This window comes from Nocardia sputi, from assembly GCF_023501985.1.
In genome coordinates, this window is the sequence record NZ_JAMFLC010000031.1 from 43,908 (window position 1) to 63,538 (window position 19,631).

The 19,631-nt window shown below is 69.1% G+C and carries 17 protein-coding genes; 9 read left to right on the forward strand and 8 right to left on the reverse strand.

Going from position 1 to position 19,631, the window contains the following annotated elements; all coding sequences use genetic code 11:
* Positions 1 to 29: 29 nt before the first annotated feature.
* Entirely contained in the window at positions 30 to 1,199 is a 1,170-nt protein-coding gene (locus M8859_RS32250; protein ID WP_159919318.1) for a phosphotransferase family protein, read from the reverse strand.
* A 190-nt stretch (positions 1,200 to 1,389) separates the two neighbouring features.
* Between M8859_RS32250 and M8859_RS32255 the strand changes: the two genes are divergently transcribed.
* Positions 1,390 to 2,355, forward strand: a complete 966-nt coding sequence (locus M8859_RS32255; RefSeq protein WP_195071724.1) for a hypothetical protein — start codon at positions 1,390 to 1,392, stop codon at positions 2,353 to 2,355.
* A gap of 8 nt (positions 2,356 to 2,363) precedes the next feature.
* On the opposite strand, the gene M8859_RS32260 is transcribed toward M8859_RS32255, so the two are convergent.
* A complete protein-coding gene (locus M8859_RS32260) occupies positions 2,364 to 3,332 on the reverse strand; it encodes a DUF389 domain-containing protein (protein ID WP_195071723.1) in 969 nt (322 codons plus the stop codon).
* Between the two features lie 74 nt (positions 3,333 to 3,406).
* A complete protein-coding gene (gene aspS, locus M8859_RS32265; protein ID WP_159919320.1) occupies positions 3,407 to 5,200 on the reverse strand; it encodes an aspartate--tRNA ligase in 1,794 nt (597 codons plus the stop codon).
* 192 nt (positions 5,201 to 5,392) lie between these two features.
* On the opposite strand from aspS, the gene ypfJ reads away from it, so the two are divergent.
* Positions 5,393 to 6,316, forward strand: coding sequence for a KPN_02809 family neutral zinc metallopeptidase (gene ypfJ / locus M8859_RS32270; protein ID WP_159919322.1), 924 nt, complete (start codon positions 5,393 to 5,395; stop codon positions 6,314 to 6,316).
* A 117-nt stretch (positions 6,317 to 6,433) separates the two neighbouring features.
* Entirely contained in the window at positions 6,434 to 6,970 is a 537-nt protein-coding gene (locus M8859_RS32275) for a hypothetical protein (protein ID WP_159919324.1), read from the forward strand.
* Positions 6,971 to 7,036: 66 nt separating this feature from the next.
* Here M8859_RS32275 and M8859_RS32280 read toward each other — a convergent pair whose 3' ends face one another.
* Complete coding sequence (locus M8859_RS32280) at positions 7,037 to 8,662, reverse strand: hypothetical protein (RefSeq protein ID WP_195071722.1); 1,626 nt, start codon at positions 8,660 to 8,662, stop codon at positions 7,037 to 7,039.
* Entirely contained in the window at positions 8,659 to 8,988 is a 330-nt protein-coding gene (locus tag M8859_RS32285; protein ID WP_195071721.1) for a type VII secretion target, read from the reverse strand. The genes M8859_RS32280 and M8859_RS32285 overlap by 4 nt, the downstream gene beginning before the upstream one ends.
* Before the next feature lie 211 nt (positions 8,989 to 9,199).
* Here M8859_RS32285 and M8859_RS32290 point away from each other — a divergent pair, with 211 nt between their 5' ends.
* From M8859_RS32290 to M8859_RS32305, 4 genes are all read left to right on the forward strand, one after another.
* Positions 9,200 to 10,204, forward strand: coding sequence for an NAD-dependent epimerase/dehydratase family protein (locus M8859_RS32290; RefSeq protein ID WP_159919328.1), 1,005 nt, complete (start codon positions 9,200 to 9,202; stop codon positions 10,202 to 10,204).
* A 31-nt stretch (positions 10,205 to 10,235) separates the two neighbouring features.
* Entirely contained in the window at positions 10,236 to 11,252 is a 1,017-nt protein-coding gene (locus M8859_RS32295) for an Rv2578c family radical SAM protein (protein WP_159919330.1), read from the forward strand.
* A gap of 109 nt (positions 11,253 to 11,361) precedes the next feature.
* The gene (locus tag M8859_RS32300; RefSeq protein ID WP_159919332.1) at positions 11,362 to 13,293 is read left to right on the forward strand and encodes a 2-oxoacid:acceptor oxidoreductase subunit alpha; all 1,932 of its coding nucleotides are present in this window, start codon (positions 11,362 to 11,364) and stop codon (positions 13,291 to 13,293) included.
* Positions 13,290 to 14,369 carry a 2-oxoacid:ferredoxin oxidoreductase subunit beta gene (locus M8859_RS32305; protein ID WP_195071720.1) on the forward strand — a complete coding sequence of 360 codons (1,080 nt, stop codon included), beginning with the start codon at positions 13,290 to 13,292 and terminating at the stop codon, positions 14,367 to 14,369. Before M8859_RS32300 ends, M8859_RS32305 begins: the two co-directional genes overlap by 4 nt.
* 24 nt (positions 14,370 to 14,393) lie before the next feature.
* Here the strand turns inward: M8859_RS32305 and M8859_RS32310 are convergent, their stop codons facing one another.
* The 3 genes from M8859_RS32310 to hisS all read right to left on the reverse strand — a co-directional run bounded on the left by M8859_RS32310 (position 14,394) and on the right by hisS (position 17,645).
* Positions 14,394 to 15,332, reverse strand: coding sequence for a malate dehydrogenase (locus tag M8859_RS32310; RefSeq protein WP_249645404.1), 939 nt, complete (start codon positions 15,330 to 15,332; stop codon positions 14,394 to 14,396).
* Positions 15,333 to 15,573: 241 nt separating this feature from the next.
* Complete coding sequence (locus M8859_RS32315) at positions 15,574 to 16,221, reverse strand: hypothetical protein (protein ID WP_159919337.1); 648 nt, start codon at positions 16,219 to 16,221, stop codon at positions 15,574 to 15,576.
* Positions 16,222 to 16,373: 152 nt separating this feature from the next.
* Entirely contained in the window at positions 16,374 to 17,645 is a 1,272-nt protein-coding gene (gene hisS / locus M8859_RS32320) for a histidine--tRNA ligase (RefSeq protein ID WP_195071719.1), read from the reverse strand.
* 139 nt (positions 17,646 to 17,784) lie between these two features.
* On the opposite strand from hisS, the gene M8859_RS32325 reads away from it, so the two are divergent.
* Both M8859_RS32325 and M8859_RS32330 read left to right on the forward strand, forming a co-directional pair.
* On the forward strand, positions 17,785 to 18,663 hold the full coding sequence (locus M8859_RS32325) for a peptidylprolyl isomerase (protein WP_159919341.1): 879 nt from the start codon (positions 17,785 to 17,787) through the stop codon (positions 18,661 to 18,663).
* A gap of 409 nt (positions 18,664 to 19,072) precedes the next feature.
* Entirely contained in the window at positions 19,073 to 19,621 is a 549-nt protein-coding gene (locus tag M8859_RS32330; RefSeq protein WP_159919343.1) for a hypothetical protein, read from the forward strand.
* Positions 19,622 to 19,631: the final 10 nt, after the last annotated feature.

Below are 19,631 nucleotides of genomic sequence, written 5' to 3' on the forward strand. Positions count from 1 at the left end.
GCCGAGCTTGGCGGACACCGGCGCAAGTCCTATTCCGACCAACGCTCTTCCAGCATCGCCGAAACGTCCTCGGCGAAGTCACCGACGATGTCGTCACCCGTGCAGCGCGCGTCTTCGGCGAGCGCTGCCCAGCGGTTGATCAGCGCCGCCGACCGCGGCACCGACAACCCGTGCTCCCTGGCGGCCGCGATACGCGTGTGATCGGCGGGCAGGAACCAGTAGGTGGACAGCCATACCCAGATCAGCCGGGCTTCCAGGATGCGTTCGGCGAGCTGTTCGTCGTCGGCCAGGGCGGGCCACACGCCCACGACCTCCGCACGCCAGGCCTCCACCATCTGCTGGGCTCGTTCCCGGGAGAGTTCGACGTCGCACAGGCAGCCGGGGAAGGACACCAGCGCGTAGGCGATGTCGAGGGTGGCGTCGCGGAAGCCGCCCCACTCGTAATCGAGGAAGCGAGCGCCCTCCTCGTTCAAGATCACATTGTCCGGGCAGAGGTCCGAAGGGCTGAACGCCCGGAAACGACCCGCCGAGAAGAGCCGATTGCCGCGCACGATCCGCTCGGCGATCTCGCCGGGCACCTCGATGCCCAGTTCGCGCTGCAGCATGCCAGGCACCTCGGCGATCGCCGTCTCGGCCTGCTGCGCGATGCCGTCCACCCGGTGCACCACGTCGACCCGGCGCAGCAACGCGACGAAGTCCGCCTCGCGCCCGACGGTGGCGGCGTGCATGCGGCCCAGCGCCTGGGCGAACGCCATCAGGGCGTTGCGGGTGGCCGGCTCGGCGCCCGAGTGCAGGACGGCGGTCAGCAGCGAGTTCTCACCGAGATCGCTGAGGATCAGCAGTCGGTCGGGGAGGCTGTGGGCGATCAGGTACGCGCCCGGGCGGTGCTCCCGGCTCAGCGCGGTGGTGAACTGGTAGGACACCGCCTCGCGTAGGAAGGCGGAATCGATGCTGGCCACCCCGGGGGCCAAGCCGCCGGTCCGGCGATCCTGGGCGGCCCCGCGGACCTGCTTGACAATCAGGGTTCGCGGCAACGAGAACGCGTTCTCCGCTACACGCACACGTAGGACCGTCGTCCTACCACTACCGCTGAGTTCGATCGGATCGCTCAGCTTTACCGGAGCACCCATTCGCTTTGTGAGCAACTGTTGCGCTGCGGACACGACTTCGGCGGCGCGTTCGGCCAATAGTGCGGTCATCGCCTCTCAAGTTACTCGCATCGGGTCACTTCTAGCGAGCGGTTACACAACCTTTCCGCGTCGCCCGGCGTGTCCGCGGCGAGGCTGGACAGCCGCCGCCGGTCGCTTGACACCTTTGCACCCGTGGGGTTTTCTCATCGTCAACTGCCGTGCGCCACACCGCAAACCAGTTGAGTGGAAAGGTCTCCGCGTGACCGAAACCCCGCCCCCCGCACCCAAACAATCAGCTGGCGGCGCTTCCTCCCCCAACGACGACGAACACTTCGCGGCCCGGCAGGGCCAACACGGGAGCCCGCATCCAGAGGCTCCCGGCCCCGGGACCGGCCACGCCCGCCAGGAAATGGCGGGTTCTTCCGGATATCCGCAGGCAGAGGGCCCCGGCGCGGCGCACTACGGCAGTGAACCACCGCCCCCGCCCGGGGGCGCCCCGCACCCCAGCTACGGCCCGCCGGGCACCGGGCCGGGCTGGAACCCGGCAGGCCCCGCGCCGGTCCAGGAGCCGGTCTACGGCTACCAGCAGGTCCCCACCGGTCCGAGCACACTGGACGTGGGCCAGGCGCTCAGCTACGGGTTGGCGGCGTTCCGGGCCAATCCAGGGCCGTGGGTCGGGGTGACCGCGGTGGGCCTGGTCATCTATCTGGGGTTCCTGCTCGTCGTCCAACTCACCGATCCGACGACCATGCTGCCGCTGCTGTTCATCTTCTTGGCGGTCATGGCCGGGATATGGCTGTTGCAGGCGGCGATGGTGCGCGGCGCACTGTACGAGACCGACGGCACTCCGCCACCGTTCGGCGCCTATTTCCGGTTCGTGAACGCGGGTAATGTGCTGCTCACCGCGCTGCTGGCGTTCCTGCTGACCTTCCTCGGCTCGGCGATCTGCTTGCTTCCCGGGTTGATCGCCGGGTGGCTGTGCATGTTCTCGCTGCATTTCGTCGTCGATCAGGACCAGGGTCCGTTCGAGGCGCTGAAGTCCAGCTTCACGCTGGTGGTGTCCAACGCCTGGCAGGTGCTGCTGCTCGCGCTGGCAGTGCTGGTGGTGACCTTCCTGGGGCTACTCCTGTGCGGTTTCGGCCTGCTCGTGGCGGGCCCGGTCGCCACCATCGCGGTGACCTACGCCTACCGCACGCTCACCGGCGGCACGGTCGCCGCGCGGTAAAGCCCGCCTCACCTGCCGATCGGTGAGCGCCTCCCGATCCACTGTGTGAATCGTTCGAGCGGTCCGGCCTCCTTACCCGTGCGAGGCCGCAGCGCGAGCACGATGACCCCGGCCACGATGACACCCACCATGTTCACCGCGAGCTGACCCGCGGACATGAACGCCACCCGCCATTCCCCCAGGGTCGCCGCCACGACGGCGAAGCCGGCCGCGGGCACGGTGGTCACCGAGATGAACACGCCGACCAGCGCGGCCGATTTCGCGGTCACCAGCGACAGCATGCCAGCCGCGCCCGCCAGCAGCGCGACGACCAAGGAGAATGGTCCCACCTGGTAGATGAAGTCGACTTCATCGATACCGGAGACCCCGTCGATGGCGATCCAGCCAGCCTGCTGCCACACCAGCGTCGCCAGCAGCGTGACCACCATCGCCACCGGAAAACCGACCGCGAGCGCGATGGCCGACCGGCGGGCGAGCCGGAATTCCCTGCGCACCAGAGCCACCGCGAAGGCCGCCAGCGGCCCGAACTCCGGACCGACGACCATCGCGCCGACGACGGTCACCGACGAATCGGTCGCGACGCCGACCGCGGCGAGCAGGCAGGCGATGGTGAGAAAGGCGAGAAACGTCGCGTTGAGACTCGACTCCTCGTGTGTCTGCGCGAGCAGTTCCTCCCACACCACCGCGTCACTCGGATCGCCCGGCGCCTCGTGAACCGCACGTTCGCCCGCCTCCGACAGCATCGTCTCCACCGGCGTGAGCGTCAGGCCGCCGGAGCGGGACACGCCCAGCGCGGCCAGATCGTCGAGCACGTCGTTGGCGGCCTCGCGAGCCACGTCCGCCTGCACGAGGTCACCCTTCGGCTCCAGAGCGGCGCCGCGTGCCAGGGTCACGTGCGTGACCCCCGGGTCGGCGGCGAGCACCGCGAGCACCTCGTCGGTGATCTCCGGCGGGCTGATCATGCGCAAGTGCAGCAACGGATTTCCTCGCGGTCGGCGTCCTCGAGCAGAGACGTGGCTGACCAGAAGGTACCGTTCGGGCGGGCGCCTCGCTACGGCGCGGTCTTGCTGTCCGCGCCCTTCTTCTGCTCCGGCTTGACGTCCAGTCCCGCTTCCTTGCGTTGCTGCTCGGTGATCGGCGCGGGCGCGTCGGTCAGCGGGTCGACGCCGCCGCCGGTCTTCGGGAACGCGATGACCTCGCGGATCGAGTCCTCGCCTGCCAGCAGCGCGGTGACCCGGTCCCAGCCGAAGGCGATGCCGCCGTGCGGCGGGGCGCCGAAGGCGAAGGCGTCCAGCAGGAAGCCGAACTTCTCCTGCGCCTCCTCATGGCTGATGCCCATGACCTCGAAGACGCGTTCCTGCACGTCGCGGCGGTGGATACGGATCGATCCGCCGCCGATCTCGTTGCCGTTGCAGACGATGTCGTAGGCGTAGGCCAGCGCCGAGCCCGGATCGGTGTCGAAGGTGTCCAGCGACTCCGGCTTCGGCGAGGTGAACGCGTGGTGCACCGCGGTCCAAGCGGAGTGGCCCACCGCTACGTCGCCGCTCGCGGTCGCCTCGACGGTGGGCTCGAACAGCGGGGCATCCACGACCCACACGAACGACCAGGCGTCCTCATCGATGAGCCCGACCTTGCGGGCGATCTCGACCCGCGCCGCGCCGAGCAGACCGCGCTGCGCCTTGGCCGCGCCTGCCGCGAAGAACACACAGTCACCCGGAACCGCGCCGACGTGCTTGGCCAGGCCCTCCCGCTCGGCCTCGCTGAGGTTCTTGGCGACCGGACCGCCCAGCGTGCCGTCCTCGTTCACCAGCACGTACGCCAGCCCCTTGGCGCCGCGCTGCTTGGCCCAGTCCTGCCAGGCGTCGAGCTGGCGCCGCGGCTGGCTCGCGCCGCCGGGCATGACCACCGCGCCGACATAAGGCGCCTGGAACACCCGGAACGGGGTGTCCTTGAAGTAGTCGGTGCACTCGGTGATCTCCACACCGAAACGCAGGTCGGGCTTGTCGGTGCCGAAACGGCGCATGGCCTCGGCGTAGGTCATGTGCGGGATCGGGGTCTGGATCTCGTAGCCGACCAGCTTCCACAGCGCGACCAGGATCTCCTCGGCCAGCAGGATCACGTCCTCCTGGCGCACGAAGCTCATCTCGATGTCGAGCTGGGTGAATTCCGGCTGGCGGTCGGCTCGGAAGTCCTCGTCCCGGTAGCACCGCGCGATCTGGTAGTAGCGTTCGATGCCACCGACCATGAGCAGCTGCTTGAACAGCTGCGGGCTCTGCGGCAAGGCGTAGAAGCTGCCAGGCTGCAGGCGGGCGGGCACCAGGAAGTCGCGGGCGCCCTCCGGCGTGGACCGGGTCAGCGTGGGGGTCTCGACCTCGACGAATTCGTGGCGGGCAAGCACCTCGCGTGCGGCGGCGTTGACCTTGGACCGCAGCCGGATGGCGTGCGCGGGCCCTTCGCGGCGCAGATCCAGGTAGCGGTGCTTCAGACGCGCTTCCTCACCGGGCTGCTCGTCCAGCTGGAACGGCAGCGGAGCGCTCTCGTTCAGCACCTCGAGCTCGGTGACGTTCACCTCGATGGCGCCGGTCGGCAGCTCCGGGTTCTCGTTGCCGCTCGGTCGCGGCTCCACGGTGCCGGTGACGCGCACGCAGTACTCCGCGCGCAGCCGGTGCGCCTGTTCGGCGGGCGCGCCCTCGCGGAACACCGCCTGCGCCACGCCGGACGCGTCACGCAGATCGATGAAGATGACCCCACCGTGGTCACGCCGCCGGGCCACCCAGCCGGTGAGAGTGACGGTCTGACCGGCATGCTCGCTTCGCAGCGAACCAGCCAAGTGGGTGCGCAGCACGGGGTTCCTTTCGACGACTCTGGCACCGGGCGCGGGGTGACCAGGTGCGAGTCCATCGTAGTGAGACACATTCCCCGAGTGGAAACCGATATCGCCGCGCCCATGCCAAGCTGTATCCGAGGCAGTGAGAATCGGGGAACCGTACGAGCGGGGGCTGCGCGGCCCCGACGGTCGAGCGAGAAAGCGACGACGATGACCTTCAACGAGGGCATGCAAATCGATCCCGACCGGGTTTCCTCCGGCGGTCCCGGCATGGGCGGCAAGCTCGCGCTGGGTGGTGGCGCGGGCGGACTCATCGTGCTGGTGCTGGCCCTGCTGCTGGGCGGCGACCCCGGCTCCATCCTCGGCAATTTCACCGGCGCGCCGGAGCAGAGCCAGACCCAACCCGGCACGGCGGGCACACCGAGCCACTGCAAGACCGGCGCGGACGCCAACAAGTACGTCGACTGCCGGGTGGCGCTCACCGCACAGAGCCTGGACGCCGTGTGGTCGGCCGAACTGCCCAAGCAGGCAGGCAAGCGCTATGTCCAGCCGCAGGTCGTACTGTTCTCCGGCGCGACCGCGACCGGCTGCGGCAATGCCACCAGCGATGTGGGGCCGTTCTACTGCCCAGCCGACCGGACCGCCTACTTCGACACCAGTTTCTTCCAAGATCTGGTGGACCGCTTCGGTTCCAGCGGCGGTCCGCTCGCACAGGAATACGTGGTAGCCCACGAGATCGGCCATCACATCCAGAATCTGCTGGGTGACCTCGGCCGCGCGCAACGCGACCCGCGCGGGCCGGAGTCCGGGGCGGTGCGCACCGAATTGCAGGCCGACTGCTACGCGGGCATCTGGGCACACTTCGCGGACAAGCAGCCTGCGCCCGGCAGCGATCAGCCGTTCCTGAAGCCGCTGTCGGACAAGGACGTCGCCGACGCGCTGTCGGCGGCGGCCGCGGTCGGCGACGACCGCATCCAACGCGCCGCGCAGGGGCGGGTGAATCCCGAAGCGTGGACACACGGTTCGTCCGACCAGCGGCAGAAGTGGTTTCTCGCCGGATACCGGACCGGTCAGGTCCGTGCTTGTGACACCTATTCGGCGCAGGATCTGAACAATCCGTCCGCCTTGCGATAGAACCGGATCGAATCGCCTCAGCGCGCCGATTCCCGCAGGGGTCGGCGCGCTGTCATGATCTACGGCAGTTCGTCTGCGCCGCAGGCGAACACGGACAGCACCGGGAAGATGGGATCGATGCGAGTAACGAAAGCTGTTCTGCTGGTTGTGATGCTGATCGTCGCGGTGGGCTCGGGGACCGCCACCGGCGACCCGGCCCTGGACCGCCCGAGTGCGCTACCGCCGATCAGCGCACCATTGGCGCTGTTCACGCTGACCACCATTCCGGACGGATGGCAGGCCCGGACGGATCTACGCCCGCAGTTGGAGATCTTCGCCGACGGCCGGGCGGCCAGCAGTCCCGATGCCGTGGCGGCCGAGCGTCGTCCCGAGACTCCGCCGAAGCGGATCGACGGCCACATCCCGCCCGACGTGCTGAGCGCGGCGCTGGCCGAGACCAAGGCGCTGGCCACGACGGACCTCGGGGTGCCCAAGGCCACCGATCAGAGCAGCCGGATCATCGACTACATGCCGCAGTCGCCCTCGGAGGACGTGCATTTGGTGGTGTACTCGCCGGAAACCACCGAAGGACTCGGCGCCGAACAGCAGGCCGCGCGCAAACGCTTCGCCGATCTCTACAAGAGACTGCTCGACTCGTTCGTCCCGGACAACTGACATTCGCTTTGCACTCGGCCCGAACGACGGTGAACCGTTCGGGCCGGGTGCGGCGCGAAACATCCGTCAGAACTGGTCCTGCTCGTAGTCCGAACTGATGATCTCGTCGGAGTGCGTCGCGCCGATGACGTCGGGGGTGGACTCGCCCAGGGGGCCGGTGAGATCGTCGTTGCCGGTCGGGCTCAGGTACGGCTGCACGTTGCGCGAATGTTCCTCGTCGTTGCTGCGCTGCCCCGCCGCGGCGGCCGGACCGCCCATGAAGCTGTTCGATCCCGCCGGGGTGGTGCTGCCGGGTGTGCCGGTACCGAATGCAGTAGTGCCGGGCACACCGCCGACCGGGCGAATCGGAGCAGCCGTGGCGCCGGGCAGGCCGCCGGGCTTGGGCACCGAGGGTGTGCTCGGACTTCCGGGCCGACCTGGGCTGCTGCCGAGAAGCGCGCTCGGCGTGCCATGGCTGGTACCGGGGCTGTGCGAATTGAGCACCGACGACGGCGTGGTCGTGGGATTCGACGTCCCTGGCGTGTAGGAGTCCAGGCCCGCCGCCTTGGTCGCGGTGTCCGACGCGGTCGACTGCGCCTGCTCCAGGATGGGCTGGCCGACGTTCTGCGCCAACGCCTGCGCGACCTCCTGCGGGGCTGGCCCGCCGCCCGGCGCGACCAACTGCTGCACCATGCCACTGAGTTCGGCGGTCTTGCCCGCCAGGTCCCCACGGGTGGCGTTGACCACCCCGACGGCATGGCCGAGGTGTTCGGTGGCCGAGGCGATCAGCGTCGCCTGCGCGGGCGGGGTCAGGATCACCGGCGCGAGCGCGGTCGCCTGGGTGGCGAATGAGGACGCGATGCCGAGCAGCTGGGCGTTGCCCTGCTGGACCACCGCGGCCGCACGCTGGGTGATCTCGGAGATGTCGAGGCCCCGCTGGCTGGTCTCCTGCCCCTCCACGTTCGCCTGCTGGCTCGCGGCCTGGGCATTGCGGGCGGCCTGGCTCTGCCACAACTGCTCGACGGTGCCCATGCTTCCCTTGCCCACCTGCATGGCCATCTCGATGATCTTGGAGGACTGGCTGAGGATCGCGGTCGGATCGAGCGCGCCGATGACACCGGTGCCGAAGCTGCCGAGCAGGTCCAGGATCGGCTTCATCAGCACGTCCACGCCGGGCAGCGCGGGCAGCGCGACGCCCTGCATCAGCGCGGCGACCGGGTCGGCGGGCAAGGGGGGCAGCGCCCCGGCCGCGGTCGCGGTCGCCGCCTGATTCACCGTGCTCGCGACGGCGCTCGGCGCGTCGGCGAGCGAGCCGTTCAGCACGCCGTGCGCCTGATCGAGCGCCGCCTCCACCACCGGCGTCGCTACGTGGCCGACCGCTGTGTTCATGTCGCCGAGCAGCGCCGACGCCTCGTGCGGCACGCCGGGCACGTCCTGTGCGCCCGGTGCGCCGTTCAGTCCGGGCAGACCGGCAGGCACGGCGCCCGCCGAATGCTGCTCCTCGGAAATCTTGCGCGACAGCACGAAGGCGGGCGGCTCGATGGGCGGCAGGTCTTCGGGCAATTGGGGCAGCGGCAGGTCGAGCACCGCCTGGGCCGGCGACTGCTGCAGCGCGTCCAAGACCGTCTGCTGGCCGATGGCGACGTTCTGCTCGGCCGCGTGCGCGACAGCGTCGTCCTCCGGCGCGATGACGCCACTGTCCAGCGGTCTCATACCGCGCCCCCGATCTGGCCCGTGATCGAGCCGAGCGCGCCGGCGTTGGACCAGTCGGCGGCGTCGTAGGCCGCCGCGGCGCTGAAGGCCGAGTCCGAGAGCTTGGCGTACTTGGCCGACAGATCGTTGATGTCCTTGGCCTGCAACACTTGTGCCGCGGCGAACATCGCCAGGTAGTCCGCCCCGATCAAGCCGAATACCGGGACGAGCGCGGAAACGTTCTTCACCGCGTCGAAATTGCCCGCCCCCGCGAGATCACCGGCGATGCCCGCGTTCGTCGCGGCGAACGCCCGGACCGCCTCGGTCTCTACCGAGAGATCACTCATCGAGTTGCCCCCCAAATCGTCGTACAGAGCTGCGTCTTGAACTTGTCGTGATCCGCCGGGCTCCTGCCGAATCGGCTAGAGCCGCTACGGTTGCGCTCAATATAGCGGACCGTACCGGCATGTTTCGAGCCCGAACGCGCCGCACGGCAGGGCAATCGGAACGAAACTGGAACGTGTTGCAAATTAGAACAAGTTCTATATTCTCTGTCCCATGAAGGTCGCAGTGACCGGCGCAGCCGGATACCTTGGCACGAATCTGCTCCGCCTCCTCATCGAGCGCGGCCACCAGGTCACCGCCATCGATCGGGCGATCCCCGCCGAGACGGCGACGCCCGGCGTCACCTGGGTGCGGGGCGACGTGCTCGACCCGGCATCCATGCGCGCCGCGCTGGAGGGCGCCGAGCTGGTCTACCACCTGGTCGCGGTGATCACCCTGGCCGAGAAGAACGATCTCGCCTGGCGGGTGAACACCGAGGGCGTGCGCGTGGTCGCCGAGGCGGCGCTGGCGGTCGGCGCGCGCCGGATGGTGCACGCCAGCTCGATCCACGCGTTCAACCAGTACAGCTGCGGCGGGCGGATCGACGAGAGCGCTCCGCGATCGACCGACCCCACGCTGCCGGTCTACGACCGGTCGAAGTGGGCGGGCGAGGTGGAATTGCGCAAGGTGATCGACCGAGGCCTGGACGCCGTGCTGTGCAACCCCACCGGCGTCTTCGGCCCGCTCGACCACGGCAAGCCGCTGTCGCGCATCAACCGGACGCTCAAGGACGCGGCGCTCGGGCGCATACCCGCCATGATCGGCGGCGGATTCGACCTGGTGGATGTCCGCGACGTGGCCGAGGGCCTGATCCTGGCCGGGGAACGCGGCCGCACCGGGGAGAACTACCTGCTCGGCGGATCGATGATCTCGATGCTCGAACTGTGCCGTATCGCGGCGACCCACGGCGGCAAGCGCGGGCCGAAGTTCGCCATCTCCCCCAAGCTCGTGTCCGGCGTCATCCCCGTGCTGGCGCCGATCGGCAAGCTGTTCAACTCCGACATCGTCTCCAAGGCCGCGCTCGGCGCCCTGATCTCCGCACCCGTCGTCGACCACGCCAAGGCCGAACGCGAACTGGGCTACCGGCCGCGCCCGCTCGACGAGACCGTCCGCGACCTGGTCGCCTTCTTCGGCGAGCCCATCCGGATCACCCCATCCGACACCCGCCGGATCGCTTGACAGCTGATAGAACACATGTTCGACTGAAGGGGTGCGGTGGCAGAACCAGACCCTGGACGCCGAGGACGGCGCGCTGCCCGGGTTGTCCCGGGCGGGTCTGGTGCGCACCGTGCGGACGCCCGAGTTCGAGGGCATCACTTTCCATGAAGTGCTGTGCAAGAGCGCGCTGAACCGGGTGCCCGAGGGCGCGAACGTGCCCTTCCAGTGGACCGTCAATCCGATGCGCGGTTGCTCCCACGCGTGCCGCTACTGTTTCGCACGCGGCACGCACGAGTACCTGGATCTGGACGCGGGCCGGGATTTCGACTCGCAGATCGTGGTGAAGACGAACGTCGCCGCGGTGCTGCGCAAGGAACTCGGCAGGCGGTCCTGGCGCCGCGAACCGGTCGCGCTCGGCACCAACACCGATCCCTATCAGCGCGCCGAGGGCCGGTATCGACTGATGCCGGGCATCATCGTCGCGCTGGCCGAGTCCGGCACCCCTTTCTCCATCCTCACCAAGGGCACGCTGTTGCGCCGGGACCTGCCGTTGCTCGCGTCGGCCGCGCGCGAGGTGCGGGTGAGCCTCGCGGTGTCCATCGCGATCCTCGATCAGGATCTGCACCAGAGCCTGGAACCCGGCACGCCGTCCCCGCGTGCTCGCCTGGAGCTGGTGCGGGCCCTCACCGACGCGGGGTTCGCCGTGAACGTCTTGGTCGCGCCGGTCATTCCCTGCCTCACCGACGGCCGGGCACATCTGGACGCGATCTTCGGCGCGATCGCCGAGGCGGGAGCCGAATCCGCCGTCGCGTTCCCCATGCATCTGCGCGGCAGCACCAGGGGCTGGTTCCTGTCCTGGCTGGCCGAGCACCATCCGGCGTTGCTGCGCCGGTACCGCCGGCTCTACCGCGGCGGCGCCTACGTCACGCCGGAGTACTCCGCCTGGCTGCGCGCGCGAGTCGCTCCGCTGCTGGCGGAGCACGGTTTGACGGCGCGCAGGCAACCCGAACCGGAGACACGACCCGAAACCGCGCACACGACCGACGCGCAGCTGGCATTGTTCGCCTGACGCCATCCTCGCCGAATCTCGCCGGTCCTCGCACTTCGGGGCGCGCACCGCATTCGACGGAGTAGTTTGGCGATGGCACCTCTCAGCGACGAGGAAGTGAAGCAGGCATATGGTTTCACACCAAAAAGATGTCGGCACAGCGAAATTGGAAAAGGTCGTCATTCGGTTCGCCGGGGATTCCGGCGACGGAATGCAGCTGACGGGCGATCGCTTCACCCACGAGGCCGCCGCCTTCGGTAACGACCTGGCCACCCAGCCCAACTTCCCGGCCGAGATCAGAGCGCCACAGGGCACCCTGCCGGGCGTCTCGTCCTTCCAGATCCAGATCGCCGACTACGACATCCTCACCGCGGGCGACCAGCCCGACGTGCTGGTCGCGATGAACCCCGCCGCGCTGAAGGCGAACCTGGAGGATCTCCCGCGCGGCGCCACCGTCATCGTCAATACCGACGAGTTCACCAAGCGGGCCCTCGCCAAGGTCGGCTACCCCGCCGATCCACTGGCCGACGACACGCTGTCGGATTTCGTGGTCCACCGCGTCCCGATGACCTCGCTCACCCTCGGCGCCACCGAATCGACCGGAGTCGGCAAGAAGGACGCCCAGCGCGCGAAGAACATGTTCGCCCTAGGCCTGCTGTCCTGGATGTACGGGCGACCGATCGGCGGCACCGAGCAGTTCATGCGGGAGAAGTTCGCGACCAAACCGGACATCGCCGAGGCCAACATCCTGGCGTTCCGTGCGGGTTGGAACTACGGCGAGACCACCGAGAGCTTCGCCACGACCTACGAGATCGCGCCCGCGAAGCTGCCGCCGGGCACCTACCGCCAGATCACCGGCAACACCGCGCTCGCCTACGGCCTGATCACCGCCGGTCAGCTCGCGGGGCTGCCGGTCTTCCTCGGCACCTACCCCATCACGCCGGCCTCGGACATCCTGCACGAACTGAGCAAGCACAAGAACTTCGACGTCACCACTTTCCAAGCCGAGGACGAGATCGCCGGAATCGGCGCGGCGCTGGGCGCTTCGCTCGGCGGCGCGCTCGGCGTCACCAGTACCTCCGGTCCCGGACTCGCGCTCAAGAGCGAGACCATCGGCCTGGCCGTGATGACGGAGCTGCCGCTGGTCGTGATCGATGTCCAACGCGGCGGACCGTCCACCGGCCTGCCGACCAAGACCGAGCAGGCGGACCTGTTGCAGGCGCTCTACGGCCGCAACGGCGAATCGCCCGTGGCGGTGCTCGCGCCGCGCTCCCCCGCCGACTGCTTCGCCACCGCGGTGGAAGCCGCGCGGATCGCACTCACCTACCGCACGCCGGTGCTGCTGCTGTCCGACGGCGCGATCGCCAACGGCTCCGAGCCCTGGTCCATTCCCCAGGTCACGGATCTGGAACCGATCGACCCCGCGTTCGAACCGGAAGGCGAGGACGCCGACCCCTTCCAGCCGTACGCGCGCGATCCCGACACACTCGCGCGCCCGCTCGCCGTCCCGGGCACGAAGGGGCGCGCCCACCGCATCGGCGGTCTGGAGAAGGCGGACGGCAGCGGCAACATCTCCTACGACCCGGCCAACCACGAACTCATGGTCCGCCTGCGGCAGGCCAAGATCGACGGCATCGATGTGCCCGACCTCGTGGTCGACGATCCGGACGGCGGCGCCGAGCTGCTGTTGATCGGCTGGGGCAGCTCCTACGGTCCGATCGGTGAGGCGTGCAGGCGCGCGCGGCGTCGCGGGGTTCCGGTGGCCCAGGCACATCTGCGTCACCTGAATCCGTTGCCCGCCAACCTCGGTGACGTGCTGCGCCGCTACCGCGTCGTGGTCGCGCCGGAGATGAACGGCGGGCAGCTGGCCACACTGTTGCGCGCCAGGTACCTGGTCGACGTGCGGCCGTGGACGAAGATCGCGGGCACCGCGTTCTCCGCCCAGGAACTGGTCGGGGTCATCGACGCGGCACTGGACGGGTCGATCACGGAGATGGAACAGAACAAGGTCTTCGCCGCACGGGCGCGGGCCACGTACCACACGGCTGGGGGTAACGCATGACCATCGTGGAGACCTCGCTGGTCGGCACCGATCTGGGACTGACCGGAGTGTCCGGGGTGCCGTCCGCGGACCGACCGCAGAAGGTGAAGGACTACACCTCCGATCAGGAGGTGCGCTGGTGCCCGGGCTGCGGCGACTACGTGATCCTGGCGACGGTGCGCGGCTTCCTCGCCGAACTCGGATTGCGCAGGGAGAATCTGATGTTCGTGTCCGGGATCGGCTGCTCGAGCCGCTTCCCGTACTACTTGGAGGCCTACGGCATCCACTCCATCCACGGTCGTGCGCCCGCCATCGCGACCGGTTTGGCGGTCAGCAGGCCCGACCTGTCGGTCTGGGTGGTGACCGGTGACGGCGACGCGTTGTCCATCGGCGGCAACCACCTGATCCACGCGTTGCGCCGTAACGTGAACATGACGATCCTGCTGTTCAACAACCGGATCTACGGCTTGACCAAGGGGCAGTACTCACCGACCTCGGAGCAGGGCAAGGTCACCAAGTCGACCCCGATGGGCTCGGTGGACCATCCGTTCAACACCCTTTCGGTGGCGCTGGGGGCCGAGGCGACCTTCGCCGCCCGCGCGCTGGATTCCGATCGCGCGGGACTCACCGAGGTACTGCGCGCCGCCGCGGAGCACCGCGGCACGTCGTTCGTGGAGATCCTGCAGGACTGCCCGATCTTCAACGACGGCTCCTTCGACGTGCTGCGCCGGGAGAACGCCGCGGACCATCTGATCCCCCTGCGACACGCCGAGCCGATCCGTTTCGGCGCGGAGGGCGAATTCGCGGTCGTACGAAAGGGTTTCGGGCTCGCGGTGGCCCGCACCGACAGCGTCGCGGAGTCCGACATCGTCGTGCACGACGCCTACGCCGACGACCCGGAATACGCGTACGCGCTCTCGCGCCTGTCCGACCAAGGGCTCGAGCACGTCGTCACCGGCATCTTCCGCAGCGTCTCGCGGCCGACCTACGACGACGCGGTGCGCTACCAGACCGACACGGCCCGGGAAAAGAGCCCCATCGGTCCCGACACGCTCCAGTCCCTGCTCACCGGGCGCGAGACCTGGACGGTCGGATAACCGGCCGGGTGCCCGTGCAGCGGGTCAGCCGCGCTTGGCGAAGCCGAGCTCGACGACGGCGTCGCGTTCCTGCTCCAGCTCGGCGACCGAGGCGTCGATCCGGGGACGGGCGAGGTCGTCGATGGCCAGATCGGGCACGATCGTGTACTCGCCGTTCGCGCACGTGACCGGGAACGAGCTGATCAGCCCTTCGGGCACGCCGTAGGAGCCGTCCGAGGGAACGGCCATGGAGACCCAGTCGCCGTCCCGGGTGCCGCGCACCCAGTCGTGGATGTGATCGATCGCGGCGCTGGCCGCACTGGCCGCCGACGACGCGCCGCGGGCCTGGATGATGGCGGTGCCACGCTGCTGAACGGTGGGCACGAAGTCCTCGGTCAGCCACGCGGGATCGCCGACGAGGTCGAGGGCGCGACGGCCCGCTATGGTGGCGTGCGCGATATCCGGATACTGCGTCGCGGAGTGGTTGCCCCAGATCGCGACTCGCGCGATGTCGGCGGCGGCCGCACCGGTCTTCTCGGCCAGTTGCGCGATGGCGCGGTTGTGGTCCAGACGCGTCATGGCGGTGAAACGCTCGGCGGGCACGTCGGGCGCGTTGCTCATGGCGATGAAGGCGTTGGTGTTGGCCGGGTTGCCGATCACGAGCACCTTCACGTCGTCCGCGGCGCTGGCGTTGATCGCGGCGCCCTGCTCGGTGAAGATCGCGCCGTTGGCGGCGAGCAGATCCGAGCGTTCCATTCCGGCGGTGCGCGGCCGGGCGCCGACGAGCAGGGCGATGTCGGCGCCCGCGAAGCCGATCCATGGGTCGTCGCTGAAGTCGATGGACTTCAGCAATGGGAACGCGCCGTCTTCCAGCTCCATCGCGACGCCCTCCAGTGACGCCACGGCGGCCGGGACTTCCAGTAGCCGCAGACGCACGGGCGTGTCCGGGCCGAGCATCGCGCCGGAGGCGATCCGGAACAGCATGCCGTAGGCGATCTGGCCCGCGGCTCCGGTCACGGTGACGGTCACGGTCCCAGCGGCGGTGCTCACGACGAACTCCTTGCGGTCGGCGGACTCTCGCTGCCCACCCTAACCACACTCACCGCCTCTCGATGCCCACGGTGAGCCACACGACACCCGCCGCGACCCGGTACCGAGCTCGGGGAGGAGGAGCGGCCCGGAGCAGATACGAGCGTCCACGCTACGAGGCACAGCGGCACGGAGGTCAGCCGAGCGTGGCGACCTCGGTGTCGGTCAGAACGATCGGCGACACCACGTCCTTTGCCCGCGCCAGCCGCACGGCGCGGTAGAGCGGCCGTTCCTCCAGCCCGGCGTCGCGCGCCTCGGCGCGCAGTTGGTGCACCAACATCTCCGAAACGGCCACCGCCGCAGCCAACCGACTCGCGGCGAGCGCGTCCGCGAGCCTGCGCAGGCCGAGCAGATGCAGTTCGCGGCCGCTGCCCGCGTCGGTGTACATGGCCAGCGGAACGACCTGCGACACCTCCCCCGCGGTGACCCGAAGGGCGATCCGGCTCAACCGCGCCGGATACACCAGGATCTCGACTCCGGTCGCCGCCGAGATCTCCACCTGTCGTTCGCCGAACAGCCTGCGGGCGTGAATCCGCGTGCCGGTCAACCACATCCGCCGTCGGCGCAGCGCGAGGGCGTACAGGACGGTGGGCGCGCCGACGACGATGCCGACGGCCACCGCGATCGGCCAGCTCACCACGGTCGCGGCCAGCAGCGCCGCGCCGAGCCCGATGCCCGCCGCGGCCAGCGCGAGGCGGCGCAGCATCGGCGCGTACAACTCGGGCGCGACCAGATCGAGCCCCACCGGCGCGACCGCCCGCTGGTCATCAGAATTCGTGGACACTGCTCCGCCCTCTCGCGACTCCGGCCGCCGGTGGTGTGCGCGCCGGTCACGCTACCGCGCCCACCACCCGTCCTGCGACGGATTCGACGCACAGTTCCGTGCGCGCGGCGGTTGTGCCGCGATACCCGACGGCACGCGCAGCCGCCGCGCCGCTACCCGGCCAGCGACTCCCGGATCACGCCGACCGCCTCGGGCAGCGGAATCTGCCGCTGGTCACCGGTGGCCATGTCCTTGAGCCCGATCGTGTTGTCCGCGAGATCGCGATCACCGAGCACGAGCGTGAACTTCGCCCCGGAGCGGTCGGCCGCCTTCATCGCGCCCTTCACGCCGCGCCCGCCATAGGCGAGATCGACCCGGACGCCCGCCGCGCGCAACTGCGCGGCCACCACGACCAGCCGCTGCTTGGCGGCGTCGCCCAACGGCACGCCGAAGACCTCGCAGCGCGCCGGGTTGCCCGCCGACTTGCCCTCGGCCGCCAACGCCAGCATGGTGCGGTCGACGCCGAGGCCGAACCCGATACCCGACAGCGGCTGTCCGCCGAGTTCGGCCATGAGACCGTCGTAGCGGCCGCCGCCGCCGATGCCGGATTGCGCGCCCAGACCGTCGTGCACGAACTCGAACGTGGTCTTGGTGTAGTAGTCCAGGCCGCGCACCATGCGCGGGTTCACCACGTACGGCACACCCAGCGCTTCCAGGTGGCCGAGCACCTGCTCGAAGTGCGCCTTGGCCGACTCCGACAGGTGATCGATCATCAGCGGCGCGTCCGCGGTCATCGCACGCACCTCGGGTCGCTTGTCGTCCAGCACGCGCAGGGGGTTGAGCTGGGCGCGCCGCTTGGTCTCCTCGTCCAGCGGCAGCCCGAACAGGAAGTCCTGCAGCAGTTCGCGGTACTGCGGACGGCACGTCTCGTCGCCGAGCGAGGTGATCTCGAGCCGGAACCCGTCGAGTCCGAGCCCGCGGAACCCGGCATCGGCGATGGCGATCACCTCGGCGTCCAACGCCGGATCGTCGACGCCGATCGCCTCGATGCCGACCTGCTGCAATTGCCGGTACCGGCCGGCCTGCGGCCGCTCGTAGCGGAAGAAGGGACCGGCGTAGCACAACTTCACCGGCAGCTGCCCGCGGTCGAGGCCGTGCTCGATGACCGCCCGCATCACGCCCGCGGTCCCCTCGGGACGCAGGGTGACGCTGCGGTCGCCGCGGTCGGGGAAGGTGTACATCTCCTTGGTGACCACGTCGGTGGACTCGCCGACACCACGAGCGAACAGGCCGGTGTCCTCGAAAACCGGCAGCTCGATATGCCCGTACCCGGCCAGTCGGGCGGCGCGGAGCAGACCGTCGCGCACCGCGACGAACTCGGCCGAGCCGGGTGGCACGTAGTCCGGTACCCCCTTCGGGGCGGAAAAGCTGCTGGTCTTGGTCACGATGCTCCAGTTTCCACCACTACGCCCCCGCAAGTCCAACCGGTTCGCCGAACCGCCCCTGAGGGAAGGTTGCGGAGCAGTCTCAGGAAGAAATGGCACACTCTTACCCGATGTAACCGGATACGGGAGGAACGTGGTAGTGCCGAGCAACGAACAGCGACGAGCAGCGGCGAAACGCAAGCTGGAACGTCAGCTCGCCAACCGGGCCGAGCGGGCGCGCAGGCGCAAGCAACTCACCATCGCCGGATCGGTGCTCGGTGTCGTCGTCGTGGTCGCCGCCGTGACCGGGGTGTATTTCCTGACTCGCGGCGAGGACAGCGGCAGTTCCGACGCCGCCGACCCCTCGCTGTCCAGCGCCCCCACCGCGGCCGCGCCGCCCGCCGCGAAGGCCAAACCCGCGACGGTCGACTGCGCCTACCGCGACAGCGCCAAGCCCGCGGACAAGCAGGCCACCAAGCCGAAAGCCGACGGCATCCCGACCACCGGCGTCGACGCGAAGGTCAGCGTCAGCGTGGAGACCAGCCAGGGCCCGATCGGCCTGACCCTGAACAACGCCGAGTCGCCGTGCACGGTGAACAGCTTTGTCAGCCTGGCGGCACAGAATTACTTCGACGGCACCAGCTGTCACCGGATGACCGCGGGTGAGGGCCTGAAGGTCTTGCAGTGCGGCGACCCCACCGGCACCGGGATGGGCGGGCCCGGTTACGAATTCGACAACGAATACCCGACCGATCAGTACGCTCCAACCGATCCGGCGGCGACCTCCGAGCCGATCGCGTACAAGCGCGGCGTACTGGCCATGGCCAACGCGGGCCCCGGAACCAACGGCAGCCAGTTCTTCATCGTGTACTCCGATTCGCAGCTCCCGCCGCAATACACGATTTTCGGCACGGTGGACGACAACAGCCTGGGCACCCTGGACAAGATCGCCGAGCTGGGCCAGGACGATTCCAACGGTCCCGGCGATGGGAAGCCGAAGCAGCCGGTCACGATCCAGTCGGTTCGCATCGACCGCTGAGCCGCAGCGCCCGGGCCCGCCACCGATCTCCGGCCGCGGGCCCGAGCCATATCCGGCCCCGTCCGGCCGGAGCGAGGATAGTCGAACCTTTCTTCGGATAGGATGCCCTCAGTTCGAAGATCATCCGGCGCGCCCGCAGACACGCCGGAAATGTGCGATATATGCTGATAAAGCAGCACGCTCGTTCGATTGTGCCGACCTTTGTCGGGTAATCTCGAAACAAGGAGTTCCCGCAGCGCAGTACCCCCTCGGCCGGGTGATCCCGCCCTGGGAGTGCCGCGCCGCGAGCGCTCCGGGTGTCCACGTTTGCAGGCGGGACCCGCTGCACGGGACTACAGTTCGCGTGGCGGCGTCCGTAACGAAGCACCACAATCATCCATAGTGATCACTGCAGCATCGGGGAGCAGCCATGTCCGAGGAACTGGACGACATCGGCCGGGAAACCGCGGCCATGATGAGGACAATGTTGCAGCTTGCGACGCTCGTCGCCTTGCGGACCCGCGAGCGTGGTCAGAAGGAAGCCGAAGCGCGCGCCAAGCTCACCGAGGCCCGTATCAAAGAGGCCAAGGAATTGCAGCTCCGTGAAGCCAGGGACGCGAAGGCCAAGGACCCGCGCAATACCGAGCTGGCCAGGCTGATCGAGAAGCCGCTCGCGGAAAAGGGTGTGTCTTTGGAGAAGGACCGCTTCTCCGCGCAGGCCGAGGCAGGACGGATGGCGGCCAATGCCGCCGCCACCGCCAAGCCTGCTATGCAATACGATTCCGCGGAACGGCGGATGGCGATCGCCGCCCATCTCGCCAAAATGGGTGTGGCGCCGGAACTCGCGGCGGTACGGATGCTGATCGAAGTAGGGCAGGCGCAACCGCCGGGCGAAGCCGTACGCGGCCGCCCCGACGAGGCGCCGTCGGTCACCAGGGCGAGGGAACAGGAATCCCGCGGCCTGGAACGCACGAGGTAGCCGAACGAAC

Bases quoted from the DNA above. Each gene is read 5' to 3' on its own strand.
- M8859_RS32285 (WP_195071721.1), bottom strand. From the start codon at position 8,988: ATGAGTGATCTCTCGGTAGAGACCGAGGCGGTCCGGGCGTTCGCCGCG.
- M8859_RS32275 (WP_159919324.1), top strand. From the start codon at position 6,434: ATGCGAGTAACGAAAGCTGTTCTGCTGGTTGTGATGCTGATCGTCGCG.
- M8859_RS32305 (WP_195071720.1), top strand. From the start codon at position 13,290: ATGACCATCGTGGAGACCTCGCTGGTCGGCACCGATCTGGGACTGACC.
- M8859_RS32300 (WP_159919332.1), top strand. From the start codon at position 11,362: ATGGTTTCACACCAAAAAGATGTCGGCACAGCGAAATTGGAAAAGGTC.
- M8859_RS32310 (WP_249645404.1), bottom strand. From the start codon at position 15,332: ATGCTGTTCCGGATCGCCTCCGGCGCGATGCTCGGCCCGGACACGCCC.
- M8859_RS32280 (WP_195071722.1), bottom strand. From the start codon at position 8,662: ATGAGACCGCTGGACAGTGGCGTCATCGCGCCGGAGGACGACGCTGTC.
- ypfJ (WP_159919322.1), top strand. From the start codon at position 5,393: ATGACCTTCAACGAGGGCATGCAAATCGATCCCGACCGGGTTTCCTCC.
- M8859_RS32290 (WP_159919328.1), top strand. From the start codon at position 9,200: ATGAAGGTCGCAGTGACCGGCGCAGCCGGATACCTTGGCACGAATCTG.
- M8859_RS32330 (WP_159919343.1), top strand. From the start codon at position 19,073: ATGTCCGAGGAACTGGACGACATCGGCCGGGAAACCGCGGCCATGATG.
- M8859_RS32250 (WP_159919318.1), bottom strand. From the start codon at position 1,199: ATGACCGCACTATTGGCCGAACGCGCCGCCGAAGTCGTGTCCGCAGCG.